Annotated in this window: 18 protein-coding genes and 1 tRNA gene; 4 read left to right on the top strand and 15 right to left on the bottom strand. The window is 41.4% G+C overall.

Annotation, left to right across the window (positions count from 1 at the left end):
* Window positions 1-14: 14 nt before the first annotated feature.
* Together CPC19_RS06305 and CPC19_RS06300 are read left to right on the top strand one after the other, a co-directional pair.
* Complete coding sequence (locus tag CPC19_RS06305) at window positions 15-1,283, top strand: DNA recombination protein RmuC (protein WP_016390164.1); 1,269 nt, start codon at window positions 15-17, stop codon at window positions 1,281-1,283.
* Window positions 1,276-2,028 carry an SDR family NAD(P)-dependent oxidoreductase gene (locus CPC19_RS06300; RefSeq protein ID WP_016390163.1) on the top strand — a complete coding sequence of 251 codons (753 nt, stop codon included), beginning with the start codon at window positions 1,276-1,278 and terminating at the stop codon, window positions 2,026-2,028. The genes CPC19_RS06305 and CPC19_RS06300 overlap by 8 nt, the downstream gene beginning before the upstream one ends.
* On the opposite strand, the gene CPC19_RS06295 is transcribed toward CPC19_RS06300, so the two are convergent.
* The 3 genes from CPC19_RS06295 to CPC19_RS06285 form a co-directional block, all read right to left on the bottom strand.
* On the bottom strand, window positions 2,016-3,134 hold the full coding sequence (locus tag CPC19_RS06295; RefSeq protein ID WP_016390162.1) for a cysteine desulfurase family protein: 1,119 nt from the start codon (window positions 3,132-3,134) through the stop codon (window positions 2,016-2,018). The two genes, CPC19_RS06300 and CPC19_RS06295, sit on opposite strands and share 13 nt — an antisense overlap.
* A 14-nt stretch (window positions 3,135-3,148) precedes the next feature.
* Complete coding sequence (gene cysE, locus CPC19_RS06290) at window positions 3,149-3,937, bottom strand: serine O-acetyltransferase (RefSeq protein WP_015006068.1); 789 nt, start codon at window positions 3,935-3,937, stop codon at window positions 3,149-3,151.
* 69 nt (window positions 3,938-4,006) lie between these two features.
* Window positions 4,007-4,765: an RNA methyltransferase gene (locus tag CPC19_RS06285; protein ID WP_232228598.1), complete on the bottom strand. Its 759-nt coding sequence runs from the start codon at window positions 4,763-4,765 to the stop codon at window positions 4,007-4,009.
* A gap of 58 nt (window positions 4,766-4,823) precedes the next feature.
* On the opposite strand from CPC19_RS06285, the gene CPC19_RS06280 reads away from it, so the two are divergent.
* The gene (locus CPC19_RS06280; protein ID WP_016390160.1) at window positions 4,824-5,624 is read left to right on the top strand and encodes an inositol monophosphatase family protein; all 801 of its coding nucleotides are present in this window, start codon (window positions 4,824-4,826) and stop codon (window positions 5,622-5,624) included.
* Window positions 5,625-5,695: 71 nt separating this feature from the next.
* On the opposite strand, the gene secF is transcribed toward CPC19_RS06280, so the two are convergent.
* From secF to queA, 5 genes are read right to left on the bottom strand one after another with little or no spacing between them, the layout of a single operon-like run.
* Window positions 5,696-6,631, bottom strand: coding sequence for a protein translocase subunit SecF (secF, locus tag CPC19_RS06275; RefSeq protein ID WP_016390159.1), 936 nt, complete (start codon window positions 6,629-6,631; stop codon window positions 5,696-5,698).
* 3 nt (window positions 6,632-6,634) lie between these two features.
* Window positions 6,635-8,494, bottom strand: a complete 1,860-nt coding sequence (gene secD / locus CPC19_RS06270) for a protein translocase subunit SecD (protein ID WP_015006072.1) — start codon at window positions 8,492-8,494, stop codon at window positions 6,635-6,637.
* 21 nt (window positions 8,495-8,515) lie between these two features.
* Window positions 8,516-8,875, bottom strand: coding sequence for a preprotein translocase subunit YajC (yajC, locus tag CPC19_RS06265; RefSeq protein ID WP_015006073.1), 360 nt, complete (start codon window positions 8,873-8,875; stop codon window positions 8,516-8,518).
* 36 nt (window positions 8,876-8,911) lie between these two features.
* The gene (tgt, locus tag CPC19_RS06260) at window positions 8,912-10,027 is read right to left on the bottom strand and encodes a tRNA guanosine(34) transglycosylase Tgt (protein WP_015006074.1); all 1,116 of its coding nucleotides are present in this window, start codon (window positions 10,025-10,027) and stop codon (window positions 8,912-8,914) included.
* Between the two features lies 1 nt (window position 10,028).
* Window positions 10,029-11,057 carry a tRNA preQ1(34) S-adenosylmethionine ribosyltransferase-isomerase QueA gene (gene queA, locus CPC19_RS06255; RefSeq protein ID WP_016390157.1) on the bottom strand — a complete coding sequence of 343 codons (1,029 nt, stop codon included), beginning with the start codon at window positions 11,055-11,057 and terminating at the stop codon, window positions 10,029-10,031.
* Window positions 11,058-11,169: 112 nt separating this feature from the next.
* Here queA and CPC19_RS06250 point away from each other — a divergent pair.
* Window positions 11,170-11,254 (top strand) — tRNA-Leu (locus CPC19_RS06250).
* Window positions 11,255-11,665: 411 nt separating this feature from the next.
* On the opposite strand, the gene CPC19_RS06245 is transcribed toward CPC19_RS06250, so the two are convergent.
* From CPC19_RS06245 to CPC19_RS06215, 7 genes are all read right to left on the bottom strand, one after another.
* Window positions 11,666-12,004: a YggL family protein gene (locus CPC19_RS06245; protein ID WP_016390156.1), complete on the bottom strand. Its 339-nt coding sequence runs from the start codon at window positions 12,002-12,004 to the stop codon at window positions 11,666-11,668.
* Between the two features lie 266 nt (window positions 12,005-12,270).
* The gene (locus CPC19_RS06240) at window positions 12,271-13,323 is read right to left on the bottom strand and encodes a VOC family protein (RefSeq protein WP_016390155.1); all 1,053 of its coding nucleotides are present in this window, start codon (window positions 13,321-13,323) and stop codon (window positions 12,271-12,273) included.
* A gap of 28 nt (window positions 13,324-13,351) precedes the next feature.
* Window positions 13,352-13,858: a VOC family protein gene (locus CPC19_RS06235; RefSeq protein WP_016390154.1), complete on the bottom strand. Its 507-nt coding sequence runs from the start codon at window positions 13,856-13,858 to the stop codon at window positions 13,352-13,354.
* A 9-nt stretch (window positions 13,859-13,867) separates the two neighbouring features.
* The gene (locus CPC19_RS06230; protein ID WP_016390153.1) at window positions 13,868-14,332 is read right to left on the bottom strand and encodes a carboxymuconolactone decarboxylase family protein; all 465 of its coding nucleotides are present in this window, start codon (window positions 14,330-14,332) and stop codon (window positions 13,868-13,870) included.
* 13 nt (window positions 14,333-14,345) lie between these two features.
* The gene (locus CPC19_RS06225) at window positions 14,346-14,855 is read right to left on the bottom strand and encodes an aromatic-ring-hydroxylating dioxygenase subunit beta (RefSeq protein ID WP_016390152.1); all 510 of its coding nucleotides are present in this window, start codon (window positions 14,853-14,855) and stop codon (window positions 14,346-14,348) included.
* Complete coding sequence (locus CPC19_RS06220; RefSeq protein WP_016390151.1) at window positions 14,852-16,102, bottom strand: aromatic ring-hydroxylating dioxygenase subunit alpha; 1,251 nt, start codon at window positions 16,100-16,102, stop codon at window positions 14,852-14,854. Before CPC19_RS06220 ends, CPC19_RS06225 begins: the two co-directional genes overlap by 4 nt.
* Before the next feature lie 182 nt (window positions 16,103-16,284).
* Complete coding sequence (locus CPC19_RS06215; protein ID WP_016390150.1) at window positions 16,285-16,686, bottom strand: MAPEG family protein; 402 nt, start codon at window positions 16,684-16,686, stop codon at window positions 16,285-16,287.
* Between the last annotated feature and the right edge of the window lie 245 nt (window positions 16,687-16,931).

The following is a 16,931-nucleotide window of genomic DNA, read 5'->3' as shown; positions in this document are numbered from 1 at the left end:
CGCATCAATTAATCATGGCTGGCATTAACGATATTTTTTTCCTTTTAGGTGGCATCGTCATAGGCCTTATTGGCGGTTATTTGCTCATGTTACGCACTAACACAGCACTTAAAAAAGAATTACTGACGCATGAAACACGCCAAGCCATTGAAAAGGAGTTAAGAGAAAAAACGAAGGCCGATGAAGACAGTATGATGCAAAACTTTCGCGATAGTTTTTCTGCCTTATCCAGTCAAGCATTACGAGACAATAATGAAGAGTTTCTAAAACTTGCTAGAGAAAACTTTAGCAAACAACAAATGACCGTCGAAACGCGCTTAAATGAAAAAGAGAGAGCCTTTAGCGAGATGGTCTCTCCGATTAAAGAGATACTTAAACAAACCGATGAACAACTCAAAAAACTAGAGGCCGATCGACAACAAACTCACGGCTCAATCAGTCAATATTTACAAAATATGACTGAAACCCAGCACCAGTTACACAGTGAAACACGAAATCTTGTTCAAGCCCTAAGACGGCCTGAAGTCCGTGGCCAATGGGGCGAACTAACCTTAAAGCGTCTTGCCGAATTAGCCGGGCTGGTAGAGCACTGTGACTTCTTTGAACAAGAAAACTTAAACACCCAAGAAGGTGCTATGCGACCTGATATGATCATTCGCATGCCAGACCAACGCGATATTGTTGTTGATGCTAAAACACCTCTTGACGCCTATCTATCGGCTACCGAACAAAGCAAAGATGGCGAACGAAAAGCACACCTTATCCGACACGCAAAGCAAGTAAGGGATCGAGTCAAAGAGCTATCGAAAAAGGCTTACTGGTCACAGTTTAAAAATACACCCGACTTCGTTGTTCTATTTATACCCGGCGACCAATTTCTTAGTGCCGCCTTAGAGCAAGACCACTCACTACTTGAAGATGCACTCGCTCAACACGTTATCTTAGCAACGCCCACCAGCTTGGTCGCCTTACTAAGAGCAATAGCATTTGGTTGGCGCCAACAAGCCAGTAGCGAAAACGCCGAAGCGATTCGAAAACTCGGTGAAGAAATGTACTCCAGACTAACAACCTTTGTAGAGCACATCAGTAAAATTGGTAGCTCCTTAGAGAAAAGCGTAGATCATTACAACAAAGCGGTGGGCTCTTTAGAGCGGCAAGTCTTCCCGAATGCACGTAAATTTAAAGACCTTGGTATAGAAACACGCAAAACCATGTCTGAAATAGAACCCATTGAAAAAGCAACCCGAAAACCAACACCTATCAGCAATATAAAAGATGACTAAACCTATAATAATCAACCCGATAAACCTCCAGCCTCAGGCGCTCAAAGATCACGTTTACTTAGTAACTGGCTCAACCGGAGGCTTAGGGCGAGAAACTGCCCTTGCACTTGCTAAACTCGGTGCAACAGTGGTTTTAACCGGCAGAAATGAAAAGAAATTAGAAGCCTTGTATGATGAAATAGAACAGGCCGGCAACCCAACGCCTGCTATTGTTCCCTTTGATTTAAGCCAAGTAGACGAAGAGCTTTACCAGCAATTAATAAAATCTATTTATAATGAATTCAAAAGGTTAGATGGTATAGTTCATGCAGCTTGTGATATGGGAATCATTGGCCCCATTGGCAGCCAAGAAGGCTCGATCTGGCAGAAAGTTCTACAGGTTAATTTAAACTCAGCCGTGTTACTAAGCAAAGTTTGCTTGCCACTTTTACATCAGGCTAAACAACCATCTATCACTTTTATTTCTGATTCCTCTGCTCGCCAAGGAAAAGCCTACTGGGGCGCATACGGTGTTTCCAAGGTGGCACTTGAATCTTTCTGCACCATGTTAGCAGATGAGCTAGAAGCGACGACTGTGGTCAGTAATGTCTTCATTCCAGGCCCCAGTATGTTACCGATTAGAAAGAAGACACATCCAGCTGAAGACGAAAAAAACCTAAGCTCGTCGACTGAATTAGCCAATAACTTGATTAACGTTATTCTTAGCGAGAAGTCTGGCCAGTGCTTTTCACATCAAGCCGACTGAGTCACAACCGATTTTAAGATTGAAACAAACTCTGCTACTTCTTGTTGAGTGTTTTGTTGCCCCAAACTTACACGAATAGCACTTAGGGCTCGCTTATCGGGCACGCCCATCGCCGTTAATACGGCGCTTGGGCTTTTACTATTGCTTGAACAGGCTGAACCACTTGAGATTGCCACGCCTTTTTGGTCAAGCTGCATCAAAAGCATTTCCCCATCAACCGATTCAATAAGCAATTGACTTGTATTGGGTAGACGGTCAACATCTGAAGCAACTACCCTCACCCCTTCAATGCCTTTAACCCCTGCTTCTAATGCTTGCTGAAGAGCTAACAAGTGCCTAGAGCGATTATCCAGCGTTTGTTGGGCTAACTCAGCTGCTCGCCCAAAACCAATAATAGCCGCAGCATTTTCAGTACCGGGCCTTATATTCATTTCTTGCCCACCACCATAAAGCATAGGCATTAACGACGTTTTTTTATCGTGAATAACCGCGCCAACACCTTTTGGGCCATAAATTTTATGACCTGATATAGACATTAAATTGACACCCAATGCATTAAAATCAACGGGTATTTTACCAACTGATTGAACCGCATCCGTATGAACAATAGCGCCCTTTTCTTTAGCCAACGCAGCTAATGGCGCTATATTTTGAAGCACACCAGTTTCATTATTAGCCTGCATAATACTCACTAGGCCAGTGTCCTCGCTAAGGCCACGTTTTAGTGTATCTATTGAGATCAGACCATTATCATCAACGGCTAATTGATCAAAAAAGAAACCTTTTTTTGACAACTGGCGTATTGGCTCAACCACAGAAGGGTGCTCTGTAGCGCCTAGTAAAAGGTGTTGTTTGTTCGAACAAACAGCCGCTGAGATACAAAGATTATTTGCCTCGGTTCCACCACTGGTAAAAATAACTTGCTCAGCACTCACATTAACAAGGTTAGCCACTTGTTGCCTTGCTTGTTCAATCGCTGTTTTAACCACCCGCCCGTGTCGATGCAAACTGGAAGGGTTACCATAAAAGGTCGTTAAGAATGGCTCCATCGCTTCAAAAACAAGAGGATCTATCGGCGATGTCGCATTATTATCAAAATAAATCATCAGTGTTCTAAATTCTAGCCTTCTTTAGCTCGCGCTTCTGGACAAGTAGAACCTGTTCCATCATCAACTGGTTCACTGTTAATTTCTTCGACCGACCGATCATCCATTCCACCACCCAATGATTTTATTTCATGGCACATGCGTTCCATTTCTTTATCCATTGTGTGGATATGCTCCAACATACTATTAATAGCTACCGCCACTGGGTCAGGTAGTTCTTGAGAGGCGCCGTATGCGTCAAAACCAATCTTTTTAGCCATCTCTTCTTGCTCAGGACTTGGTTTAACAGAATCAGTGGTTGCAACACGACCGGGTATACCGACGATTGTGGTGTCAGCAGACACCGATCTAACAACAACCGCATTAGAGCCAATCCTGGCATTATCACCTATCTCTATCGGCCCCAGCACTTTAGCACCAGCACCTACGACCACACCATTACCTAGCGTAGGGTGTCGCTTACCCTTTTTCCAACTCGTACCACCTAAGGTCACCCCATGATAGAGCGTACAATCATCACCAATAACAGCTGTTTCGCCAACCACGACGCCCATTCCGTGGTCAATAAAAAAACGTTTGCCTATCACCGCACCAGGGTGTATTTCTATACCGGTTAACCAGCGTGAAAAATAAGCGATAAAACGAGAAATAAATTTTAAATTCACTCCCCACAGCCAATGATTTAAGCGATGAAGCAGGAGCGCATGAAACCCGGGGTAGGTCATGATCACTTCAATTTTGCTACGTGCCGCAGGATCCCTGTCAAAAACTATATTAATATCTTCTTTTAATTGGTTAAACATAATGCTTTTTTATTTAATAGTGACTCTATTCTAACGTGCGTGATTTTATTAACACATTTTTTTACAACGTTAGGCTTTTTTGATTCCATCTATCTTATTATTGATCGCCGTTAACACGCCACGTAGGATATTCACCTCTGTTCGATTAAGTTCAGAACGGTAAAAAATACGCCTAATGCGTTGTTGCAGCCTTTTAGTTTTATAGAGCTGTAGAAAATCTGTTTTCTCAAGCGTCTTTAAAAGGTGCTCAAAAAAACCTTCAAACTCTTGGCTGGTTGCAGGCCTATCTTCAACATCAGGTGATTCAATTACCTGTTCACCTATCACTGCTGAATACACCTCATAACATAACACTTGCACAGCAGATGCAACGTTTAATGAACTAAAATTTGGATTAGTTGGAATATGTAATAAGTGCTGACACAATTCCAACTCTTCATTCGTGAGCCCGGAGTTTTCTCGGCCAAACACCAACGCAACCTTTGCATTCTTTGCCGATGCAATGGCCAATTCACTGCCTTTTTTAGGGCCAACCTCTGACCAACCCAAATGCCTAATTCTAGCGCTAGCCCCCAAGACTAACTCACACGGCTCCAAGGCTTCTTTTAAACTATTATAAACATTTGCTGTTGCCAAAATATCATCGGCACCAGACGCACGTGAGGTGGCCTCAGAACTCGGAAATATTTTAGGGTTAACTAAGGCTAAATCACTAAGCCCCATATTTTTCATGGCCCGCGCTGTTGCGCCTATATTCCCAGGATGTGAAGTTTGTACCAACACAATCCTTATATTTGACAATATTTCGTTATTTTCATCGACTTTCAAAAGACATCCTCCGGCTGTATCTGTTATCCTTGCGCCACATAAATAGTTAGGCATCATCATGCACCCAATGTTAAATATTGCCATTAGGGCAGCAAGGCAAGCAGGCGATATTATAATACGTTCAGCTGACTCAATTGACACACTTAAGATAACTATTAAAAATCAAAATGATTACGCCACAGAAATTGACCGGCGTGCTGAAGAAGAAATTATTAATATCTTATTAAGTGCTTATCCCGATCACGGTGTTTTAGCCGAAGAATCTGGCTATCTAAATCAAGACGCTGAATATATTTGGATTATAGACCCTCTTGATGGAACCACGAATTTTATACACGGTTTTCCGCATTATGCGGTATCTATTGCTTTAAAAAGAGGCGATATCGTAGAGCAAGCCGTAATTTACGACCCTGTTCGTCAAGACCTATTTACTGCAACACGTGGTAAAGGAGCAATGCTGAACAACAGACGTCTACGTGTTGGCCGACAACGAAAAATCGAAGGTTCATTTCTAGGCACTGGCTTCCCTTTTAAGAACGATAAAGATATTGAACCTTACCTCGATATCTTTCGTGATATTTTCTCTTCCACGTCTGGTGTTAGACGTGCAGGAGCTGCTTCTTTAGATTTAGCTTATGTAGCCGCTGGAAAACTAGATGGTTTTTTTGAAATCGGTCTAAAACCTTGGGATTTTGCTGCTGGCGTCTTACTCATTCAAGAGGCTGGTGGTGTTGTTAGTGATTTTTCTAATAATCACGATTTCCACAAAACAGGTAACATTGTTTGTGGCAACCCTAAAATGCATCAGGCCTTATTAAACAAAATTACACCGCATGCAGAAAAAGTAATTAACAGTTAAACAACACACAAAACTTGATCAATAAAAAAGCCGCTTTTATAGCGGCTTTTTTATTACAAATTATCAGCTCATCAAGGAATTTTATCTAACTCATCTTGATCAACCTTAACAACCATCAGGTCTTCTTTCGTCACTCCCAAGGCAAGCGTTATGGGGCTAGCAACATAAATAGAAGAATAGGTACCAATTAACACGCCAACAATCAGCGCAAGTGCAAAGTCATGAATAATTTCACCACCTAAAACAAACAATGCCATTAACACTAACAAAGTTGTTAGCGAGGTCATCACGGTTCGAGTAAACGTCTGGTTTAACGAGATATTAACAACATCAACCGGTGAGCCTTTTCGCAATGTTCTAAAGTTTTCTCTTACACGATCAAACACAACAATAGTATCGTTCAATGAATAACCAATAATCGCTAAAATAGCCGCCAGTACTGTTAAATCAAATTCAAACTGAAAAACAGAAAAGAAACCAAGGGTAATAATAACGTCGTGCGCCAGTGCCGCCACAGAGCCTAAGCCAAAGCGATATTCAAAGCGAATAGCGACATAAATCAGGATACAGATTAAGGCATATAATAGTGCCAAACCGCCATCTTCTTGTAACTCTTCACCAACTTGCGGGCCAACAAATTCTGCCCGTCTTAACTCACCTTGTTGTGAGAAATTCTCATTCACCGCAGCCAACACCTTATTACTTAACGCCGCAGTATTTAACGCATCATTCGGTAATAAGCGGATAAGCACTTCTTTTGATGAACCAAAATGTTGTACCACAGCGCCACTAAAATTAGCCTCTGTTAACAAATTCCTTAAACTTTCCAGCTCAACTGCTTCGGGAAAGCTAAGCTCTACCAACGTTCCACCAGTAAAATCAATCCCTTTTTTTAACCCCATGGTCGCTAAAGAAGCGATAGAAACAATAATTAATAGAGTAGAAAAAATAAGCGCTATTTTACGTTTACTTAGAAAATCAATCTTGATTGTATGTTGATTACTCATAATTTAAATCTTCAGTTTTTCTATTTGACGACTACCAAAAGTCACATTAACTAATGCACGCGTACCAATAATAGCGGTGAACATAGAGGTTAAAATACCGATACTTAAGGTAATAGCGAAACCTTTAATAGGCCCTGTACCAAAACCGAAAAGGATAATCGCGGCAATCAATGTCGTGATATTTGCATCCGCAATGGTAGAAAAGGCTTTATCGTAGCCCGCCGCAATACTGGCTTGAGGTGAGTTTCCATTTTTAATCTCCTCTTTAATGCGCTCAAAAATTAGCACATTAGCATCTACCGCCATCCCCACTGTTAGCACAATGCCGGCAATTCCAGGCAGCGTTAACGTGGCTTGCAAGAGTGACAATACAGCAACGATAAAAACCAGATTAAAGGCCAAGGCCACATCGGCAAAAAGGCCGAATGTCTTGTAATAAATAGCCATAAAAATTAAGACTAAAACAAAACCAATCATCACAGAATTGAAGCCTTTATCAATATTATCTTGCCCTAGGCTTGGCCCAACCGTGCGCTCTTCAACAATATCAATCGGCGCAGCCAAGGCACCTGCTCTTAATAATAAAGCTAGATCACGTGCTTCAGCTGAATTATCTAAGCCTGTTGTTTGAAAACGGTTACTAAAGTGCCCACGAATGGTCGCCACATTAATCACTTCCTCGACGACTGTTTTGTAGCGTACCGGCTCGCCATTAACCATTTTTATATCGGTTCTATTTTCAATAAATACAACCGCCATTGGTTTACCAATATTTTCTCGTGTGGTTTTGCTCATTTTTTTACCACCCGGACCATCTAATGACACAGAAACCATCGCGGAGCCTGTATCACCTTCTATCCCTGATGAAGCATCTACAATCTCATTACCGGTCACAATAACCTGTTTTTTCAACAGGATTTGGCCACCATCTCGACGGTTATATAACTTAGAACCAATCGGCACTCTTCCAGCTAATGCAGATGACACTGAATTTTGCGTATCAACCAGATGATACTCAAGTGTGGCAGTTGCACCTAAAATCTCTTTTGCACGAGCCGTGTCCTGGACACCAGGTAATTCAACAACAATACGGCTTTCACCCTGTCTTTGAATAACAGGCTCTGCAACACCTAACTCATTAACACGATTTTTTAACGTAATGATATTTTGCTGAACAGCATAGTTTCTTACGTCCATTAACTCATCATCTGACATCGTTGCCGTTAAGGTGGGCGTTGAGGACTCGCTAACTTCAGGCTTAAAGTCCCAAGTACGGAACTGAGACTCCAATTTGCTGATCGCCTCGTCATGAATCTGTTGGTTTCTAAATTTAATACCAACATTGTGGCCATTGACCATAACGCTTAGATAACGCAATTTATTTTCGCGCAAATATTGGCGAAAATCAGCCGCACCACGGTCTACTGCTTGCTTCTCAGCAGCTTGCATATCCACTTCCAGTAAGAAATGCACACCACCTCTTAAATCCAAGCCTAAATACATAGGCGCTGCATTTAACGAACGCAACCATTGAGGGGTTGTTGGCGCCAAATTAAGAGCCACAACATAGTTATTCCCTAAGACCGACTTAATAATATCAACCGCCTTAAGTTGATCATTCGAATGCTTGAAGCGCAACAAAATTTGGCTGTCATTCAACTCACCTTTTAATAAGGCAACACCATTTTGTGCTAGCTGATCTTTTACATCAGCTAAAACAGAACTGTTGATGACCGCACCACGCAAAGGCGAAATTTGTACAGAAGGGTCTTCACCGTAAAGATTTGGTAGTGCGTAAATAATAGCAACAACTAACGCCATTATTATCATTAAGTTCTTCCAAGCAGGAAAATGATTCGTCATAACAATAACTCGTTTGGCAGTTTATTTTTTTGCTTTTCCAGCAGATGCGTATGTGCCTTTAGGCATTACCGTTGAAATTGAAGTCTTCATCACTTGAACCGATGTATTAGGCGCAATTTCAAGTGTAATAAAATGATCATCCACTTCTGTAATTTTACCCAGCAAACCACCATTGGTTACAATTTCGTCGCCTTTCTTAGCGCCTGCAACAAGTTGCTTGTGTTCCTTATTACGCTTTTGTTGAGGACGAATTAAAAGAAAGTAAAAAATAACAATTAACGCAATTGGAAAAAGTAATCCTTCGAACCCTGGTGCTGCTGCTTCTTGAGTTGCGGCTGCGGTATCTGCTGCGATGGCGTTTGAAACTAAAAAATCTAACATATTTTTTCCTTATTAATGAATTAACTCAATCACGCATTATGCCACAGCATCTCGTGTTTTGCCTTGCTGCTCATAAAAATCATCCACAAATTCTAACAAGCGCTCTTGCTCAATAGCCTGACGTAAGCCACGCATCAAGTCTTGATAATAATGAAGGTTATGAATCGTATTTAAACGCGAGCCTAAAATCTCTTTACACTTATCTAAATGTCGCAAGTAGGAACGCGAATAATTCTTACAGGTATAACACTCACATGCCTCATCAACTGGCTTGGTATCAAATTGATACTTTTCATTTCTTATTTTCACTAAGCCTTTACGGGTAAACAAATAACCATTACGTGCATTCCGTGTTGGCATAACACAATCAAACATATCAATGCCTTTTAACACCGCTTCAACAATATCTTCGGGTTTACCCACGCCCATCAAATAGCGCGGTTTATCACTGGGCATAGCCGGAACAATATGTTCCAAAACTCGCTCACGGTCGTCTTTAGGCTCACCAACAGACAAACCGCCAATCGCAAAGCCATCAAAATCAATTTGCTTCAGCGCTTCTAATGACCTGTCACGTAAATTTTCATACATACCTCCTTGAACAATACCAAATAAAGCCGAAGGGTTATCGCCATGAGCATCTTTACTTCGCTTGGCCCAGCGTAGCGATAACTCCATAGATATACGCGCTTCTTCTTCAGTGGCTGGGTACGGTGTACATTCGTCAAAAATCATTACAATATCCGAGCCTAATTGCCGTTGCACTTGCATTGACTCTTCAGGCCCCATAAATACTTTTCGGCCATCCACCGGGGAACGAAAATGAACACCCTTCTCTGTAATTTTACGCATTTCATCCAAGCTAAATACCTGAAAGCCACCGGAGTCAGTCAAAATAGGTTTTTGCCAGTTCATGAAGTCATGCAAGTCACCATGCGCTTCAATAACCTCCACACCCGGACGCAACATTAAGTGAAACGTATTACCGAGCACTATTTCAGCACCGGTGTCTAATAACTCCTCTGGTGCCATTGCTTTAACCGTACCGTACGTGCCTACAGGCATAAAAGCGGGGGTTTCAATAGTACCGCGGTCAAACGTTAAACGTGCACGGCGGGCCTTAGCATCGGTATTTAATAAATTAAATTTCATATTATTCAGTTGTATCTGACATTTTTGTTAAAAACATAGCATCACCATAGCTAAAAAACCGATACCGTTGGGCTATTGCATGTTGATACGCCAATTTCATTCGCTGATAACCAGAAAATGCACTCACTAACATTAATAAAGTAGATTCAGGCAAATGAAAATTCGTTACCATCGCATCCACCACATTAAAGTGGTAACCCGGCGTAATAAATAAATCTGTATCGCCTGTAAAAGGCTTAATAGCCCCCTCTTTTGCTGCAGACTCTAATGAACGCATCGCCGTTGTACCCACAGCAATAACACGCCCACCATTTTTTTTAGTCGCTTCAATTTGTTGAACCGTTTGCTCATCTACCGTTAGCCATTCTTTATGCATAATATGGTCAGCAAGGTTTTCTTCTCTAACCGGCTGAAAAGTACCACTACCAACGTGCAAGGTGACATAAGCAAAGTTCACCCCAAGTGATTTTATGTCGTCAAGCAGGCGCTCATCAAAGTGCAGCCCTGCTGTTGGCGCAGCAACTGCCCCAGGTTTACGACCAAACACCGTTTGATAGCGTTCAATATCCAGCGTTTCATCGTCCCTATCAATATAAGGTGGTAATGGCATATGCCCGATGGCCTTCAACACAGTATCAATCGAGTCATCAAACGTAAGTTGAAACAAATCGCCTTCACGACCATCAACCAAACACTTATAACCATCATTTAAAATAATGTGGGTACCGGCTTTGGGTGATTTACTACAACGAACATGTGCCAACGCCGTCTTATCCCCCATAACACGTTCAATAAGGATCTCTAACTTACCGCCTGTTTCTTTATGGCCGAACAGGCGCGCAGCAATAACGCGGGTATTATTAAAAACTAACAGATCCCCTTCTCTCAATAACGTCGGCAAATCAGCAAAAACCTTGTCGGAAAAGTCATTCTCACCCACCACCAGCAAACGGCTATCAACCCGCTTCTCTAATGGGTAGCGAGCAATCAATTCATTGGGCAAGTCGTAATTAAAGTCACTTTTTTTCATGGCGACGGATCTTAACAGGAACGACCCTCATCAGCGAGCGCAAAACAGGCTATTAAATTAAAATTTTAATAGAGTTTGAATTTGAAACTGTCTATAATGCCCACACTTATTTGCCGGGGTGGCGGAACTGGTAGACGCGCCGGATTCAAAATCCGGTTTCTTCGGAAGTGCCGGTTCGATTCCGGCCCTCGGTACCACTTAAGTTTTCAGCAATGGACTGAATCAGACCTCAAAGCCCATTACTAAAGGGCTTTGAGGCTCTTAACCCTCTCTTTACTTTCCGCAATAAACCGCATTAAACGGCATCTTTTGCCTTTCATTTACGCCACAATTTACGCCACAATTTACGCCAAGTTATTTTTAACGGGGGCTTTGATGGCTAAACCAAGAAAAGTTAATGGTAAATGGCGAGTTGAATTCAGGCGTAGTAGTTGTACTGAATGAGCTTATTGATCTGCTTAATAAGCGCTGGTGGGTATTGTGCTAAATATTCATTTATTGGCATCTGAGTTTATTGCATCTATTGCGCTGCTAAAGCAACATAGAACAAGCCAAAACCCGTGAGGTGCTTATTAAGATTAATACGCACCTCACGATCGTAACCAATGTTACTTTTCGTTAAACACGTCAACCAGCTTGCTAACCTCAACATCGCTAACAATGCTGTGAGCTAACAATACAGCTTCAATGGCTGCTTTGTCTTCTTCAGTTGCTGAACCATAACGGTCATGTGAGGTAACAAAGCCTTCAAACTGCTCATCATCGTTATCCAGGCTAATTAACAAGTTTTTGTCTTCTGCTACATCCGCGAATGCTTCAAGAAATTCCTCGAATTGTGTATCAGAGTCGATATCAACTTTACAGGTGAACTCAAAACCCATTATAGCGAATTCGCCTACATATAATTTTTTGCGCAGACGTCTGCTGCGACCTATTTCTTTAGCCATGATATTTATTGCCTTTATTTAAGATGCGAGATAAGAGTGTGTGATCCGTATTGCCCAAAATGCTTCGTTAGGAATCCTTCCAAGCTATTGGACAGAGCGCGCATATTAGCACAAACAAGAAGGCTAGAAGTGGTGTTAATGAGCATCCTTAATATTCGCACTGATAAAGTTTATAACTTACTTAAGAACACCTCGATAGCAACAAAAAAGCCATGCTTAAGTTAAACGCATGGCTTTTTTATGAGATCGTTTGTAATTAATTAAAATTAGCCACAAAGTACCCACGCTTCTTTCTCTGAGCTAAACATTTTTTCTTTCCAATCATCACATAACGGAATCACTATTTCGGTGGTTACCCCTGATAAATAGTCTCGCGTATCAATATAATAATACTCAATCAACCCATCTATAGTACCGCCTTGGATTATAGGCATACCTAGCGCTTCTAAACCCGGCAAAAGAGCTTCAAACTCTTCCTTTGAGCACATTGAAGGAAAGAAATGATGCACGCCTTCACCCTGCTCTTTTAAAAAATCGTGATACACGCATTTATCTGACTCTGGGGTAATGAGCTCTAAAGCAAACTCACCCACACGGCCAACATGGTTATTATATTTATGATAAACCTGTTCACCAAAGTACGTCGTGTCGCTCATGGTGACACCCGATTCAATTTTAAATTCAATCCAATCTGTCATTGAGAATAATTTCGTTAAGCCTGCCTTGGCCACATCCCTATCTTTACAAACCACCCCAAGGTGTAACATATTGGCTGTTGGTAATAATTTTGGACCTAATAGCGTCAGGTCAATATCAAACACTTCATCAGGCGTCATGGATGCTTGCCAATTTTCTGTTTTTGGGCAAACCACTTCAAACATCACGTTGGACACCAATGAGCGCGTATCTAATAAATAAACATCTGCCACGTCGTAAATGGTGCCAGTTTGACGAATACTAATGTCTAGTTCATCGAGTGTTTTATTTAACGCGTCAACGTTAAAGGCCGTTGATTGAGTCAGGCTAACATGGTGTACGCCTTCGCCAACTGTGTCTAACATATGTTGAAAGCTAGATGGCCCGTCGATAGGCTGTATTAACTCTATCGCTAAATCTTTATTTCGCCCCATAACTCGTATAAAGCGGTGCTCAACCAATTCACCTTCAAAGCGTGTATTTGTTAAATGGTTACCGTCATAACGAAAAACCTCCCAGTGACTAATACCAAAAAATCGTGCGTAATTGGTTACCACTTGGCGGTAGTCACGAACCACTATGGAGGTACTATGCCAGCCGTCTATAGGTATGCTTAATGCCATTTATTTCCCCTTAAAATTATTATTGTTATTAGTCAAACGTAACATCTTCACCAAGGTCGGCAATTCGTGCGTATGTAGGTGGTGCAACCACCTCTAGGAACATCCCGCCTAATTGCTCACGTGTGTCTAAGTAATAAAGTTCTGCAACCCCTGCAATATTGCAATAATTTCCAACCTTTACCCCTTGGCGAGTATATTCTTTAACTAACTCTAAAGGGTTAGGGTGTGATAAATCACCCACATGTTGCATGCCGTCCCCGTGTTCTTTAACAAAGTCATCAAACACAGTTTTACCCGAAACCGGCTCGCATAATTCGACCAAGGTATCGCCCATCCGTGCAAAGGCTGATATCCAAACAAATTCAGCTGGCTCACCATAATATTCAGATGTTTCCATCATATCTGATGAAATTTCCATCACTCGCCATGTTTTTATACCCATTAACTTGGCATAGCTTTTTGCGGTTACTCTCCAGTCCTTTACTGCCATTGCCACATGGTTGATAGGCCCCATACTAATGTCTAAATCACTCATTCTTTGCTCCTATTGATTGCTATTTTGTTGTTCTTTTTGCTCGAGCATTTCTTTTATTTCTGGGCCCAAAACCTCATTAGCCACTTTCAAACCCAATACCATTGCAGGTGCTCCTAAATAAAACACGGTTTGGAATAAAACCTCAATAATTTGCTTAGGTTCCATCCCAGCATGCAACGCGACCTTCATATGGTCTTTTAACGGCCCTTCACGTCCTAATGCTAAATCAGTGCCCATTAAGATCAACGACCTTTCTTTTAACGTTAAACCTTCTCGCTCATATAAAGCTCCCCATGTTTTAGAAAAAACATAGCCCAGCTCATCACCAAACAGAGGGTTATCCAGCAAAGATTCAATATGCTCAGAGGATTCTTCTCCCAACACTTCACGCATCAACGATAGGCCTTGCTTAAAGTCCTCTCCTTCACGTGAAAAAGGAAAACCATCAGCATATTTATTGTCAATATCTGTCATTACTACCCCCTATTTATATTAAAAAACTTAAGTCGTATATTTCGCCATCACAATTAAGCAGTACTACTTTTTTGCTGGTCATTTTCCATTCACCGCCACGCTTAACTAATTTGTGCTCGCAATTAGCTGCCATTGTTTGCAATGGGTAAAACCGATCTTGCCGATTGGCACGGTACTCATGCAAGGTAAGGTATGAGTCAATGATGACGACTCCATCCACTGTTTTAACCCGTACGTTATTTACTGAATGTTGCGTTCTTGAGCCAGGTATTTGTGCATGACAAGCTCCGCTTTGTAGCCGTTTAATGCGCTCATCAAGCATCTCCATATCATCATAAATAATGGATACATGTTTTGTTGGGTCAACATTTACATCACGGCTATAAGGTAACCAATATAATGCATCGGCAGTGAATAGCTTTCTCCACTCATTCACCTCGCCTTCGTCAAGTAAACATGCTTCAGCAAATAAAAAGTCTTCTGCTTCAGCTCGTGTCATTTGTTCTGAATTATTAGCACTCATGATTGGCTCCCTAACGTCATTAAACGTCTGTATTCAAAATAAGGTGCTCTTTGCTGTGTTTCTTGCGTATGCCCACCATAACGACGCCCGTGCTCATCGACCTCTTCAGATTTAATACCTCGATTAAATAAAATCCACGGTACCATCTCTGCCTTCATCCCCTGACCGGCTCTATCAAACATCGCATAGTCATCTGGTCCACCAAAGGCGGCAGGGCTATAAAAGAACTCATGCTCACGCACCCGTCGAGTATTAATCTCATCAGGCGCATCTTTTAGCATCGTGTGATACATACGCACTTCTGTTTTATCAACCCCCATAGGGCGAATAACTCGGAATTGATATTCAAGTAGGGCTAAGTTGGGAAAAATCACTAAATTAAAACGATGTCGTAACACATGCATGGCGCGCTCTTTGCCGTGTTTCTCGATCATTAAGTCTATATATTCAGCTGGCCAGCGTTTATAAACCGCTTCGTCGGGCAAGCTGTACACTTCCAGTAAATTATTGCCATAACCACAATCCATACCTTTAGTGTCATAGCCTTGATAATTAGGTGGCATGCCCATTTTTCTGATCATCACATCAAAGGCGGTTGAATGGGTAACCGGCGCATGATAGCCCTCAACACTGCCTTCTGTTTGGATTTTCCAGTTAGCATGATAGTAATGTTTATTCACCCCGCTATTACCGACGATGATTTCGCCAACAGGAGAAAAATCCATGTACATGTCGATGTACTCTTTCACGCCTCTTAGTTTCTCGTCTAATGAAATATCAGGAACAGATAGTAACGACGCGAAGATAATACCCCGATAACTTTCAACTTTTTTAGCCGAAACTAAGCCTAAACTTTTATAGTCTAATTCACCTTCGTTATAACCACGCGGCATCGACACCGCTAATAACTCACCGTCCATACCATATTCCCAGCCATGATATTGGCAAACAAAACTAGGTGTATTACCTTTTTCTAAAGGACACACTGCTACCCCGCGATGAGTACAACGGTTAATAACAACGTTTATTTCATTATTTTCTCCACGCGTTACAATAACTGGAACATCACCCATAAAGGTCGTTTTGTAATCACCCGGATTCGGGATTTCACTTTCGTGTGCGACATATATCCAGGAGCGATAAAAAATCCGTTCCATTTCATCGCTATACACCCCTTGATCGTTATATAAGCTAACATGTGTTCGATCTATTCGAGCCAAATCATCATAGTCACGTTCTACTGACATAATCCTATCTCCCCTAGTTTATTTATTCTAATTTTTATGATCGTGTTACTAGAAAAATAACATACATTAGAAAATACTAATTTACAATATGATTATATTGAATAGAGAAATTGTCTTACGCAGAATTTATTAGGTGTAGCAACAAGTTATGCAGAAAAAATCTGCATAACTTGTTTTAGGTATTAGGCAGGAATGCTTGTTATTGCTGTATAAAAAAGCCCCGCGCAACACGCAAAGCCCAAGCCAAAAGCACTGAAACGCAAGGTTGCCATATTGGTTAAATAGGCAATAAAGTAAACGCCGCGTATAACCACGAAAGAAATGCAGAGCATGGTAACCGTTTCATTTATCGCATTGGTGATAAAAACAGCCAATACAGCAGCTGAAAAAAGGCCTAATGCTTCCCAGCAATTGGCATGTAAATATTGTGAACGAGCCCCTGCACCCACTAGCGTTGCGGCTTGTACACGTGGGTTAACAAGGTCATATTTACCTGTTTGTGAAATTCGGTAATAACCACCAATTGATGAGGCCAAATAAGGCATAAAAGCAATACAAGTCAAACAAATCACAACGGTCAACATAAGAAATCTCCTCTCTCGATTATTTTTAAATTAGTACGTGTCGTACCCGAGTGAGTATAAACATTATTTTCTCGCTTAACACCCATCAACTGTGGCCGTTTAATCGGCATCAACTGATAAAACTTCTCCACTTATTAACAATTGCTCAATGTCTTAATTTCTAAGCAACTTACTATTAATCGAGCATTAGAAAAATCATGCTATTAAAGATACTATCTACTTTCGATTTTCATTTACGACATTCG

It is taken from the genome of Cycloclasticus sp. PY97N (assembly GCF_002443175.1).
Lineage (GTDB): Bacteria > Pseudomonadota > Gammaproteobacteria > Methylococcales > Cycloclasticaceae > Cycloclasticus > Cycloclasticus pugetii.
The sequence above is the reverse complement of the archived record's forward strand: the minus strand, read 5'-3'. Positions and strand labels throughout refer to the sequence as shown.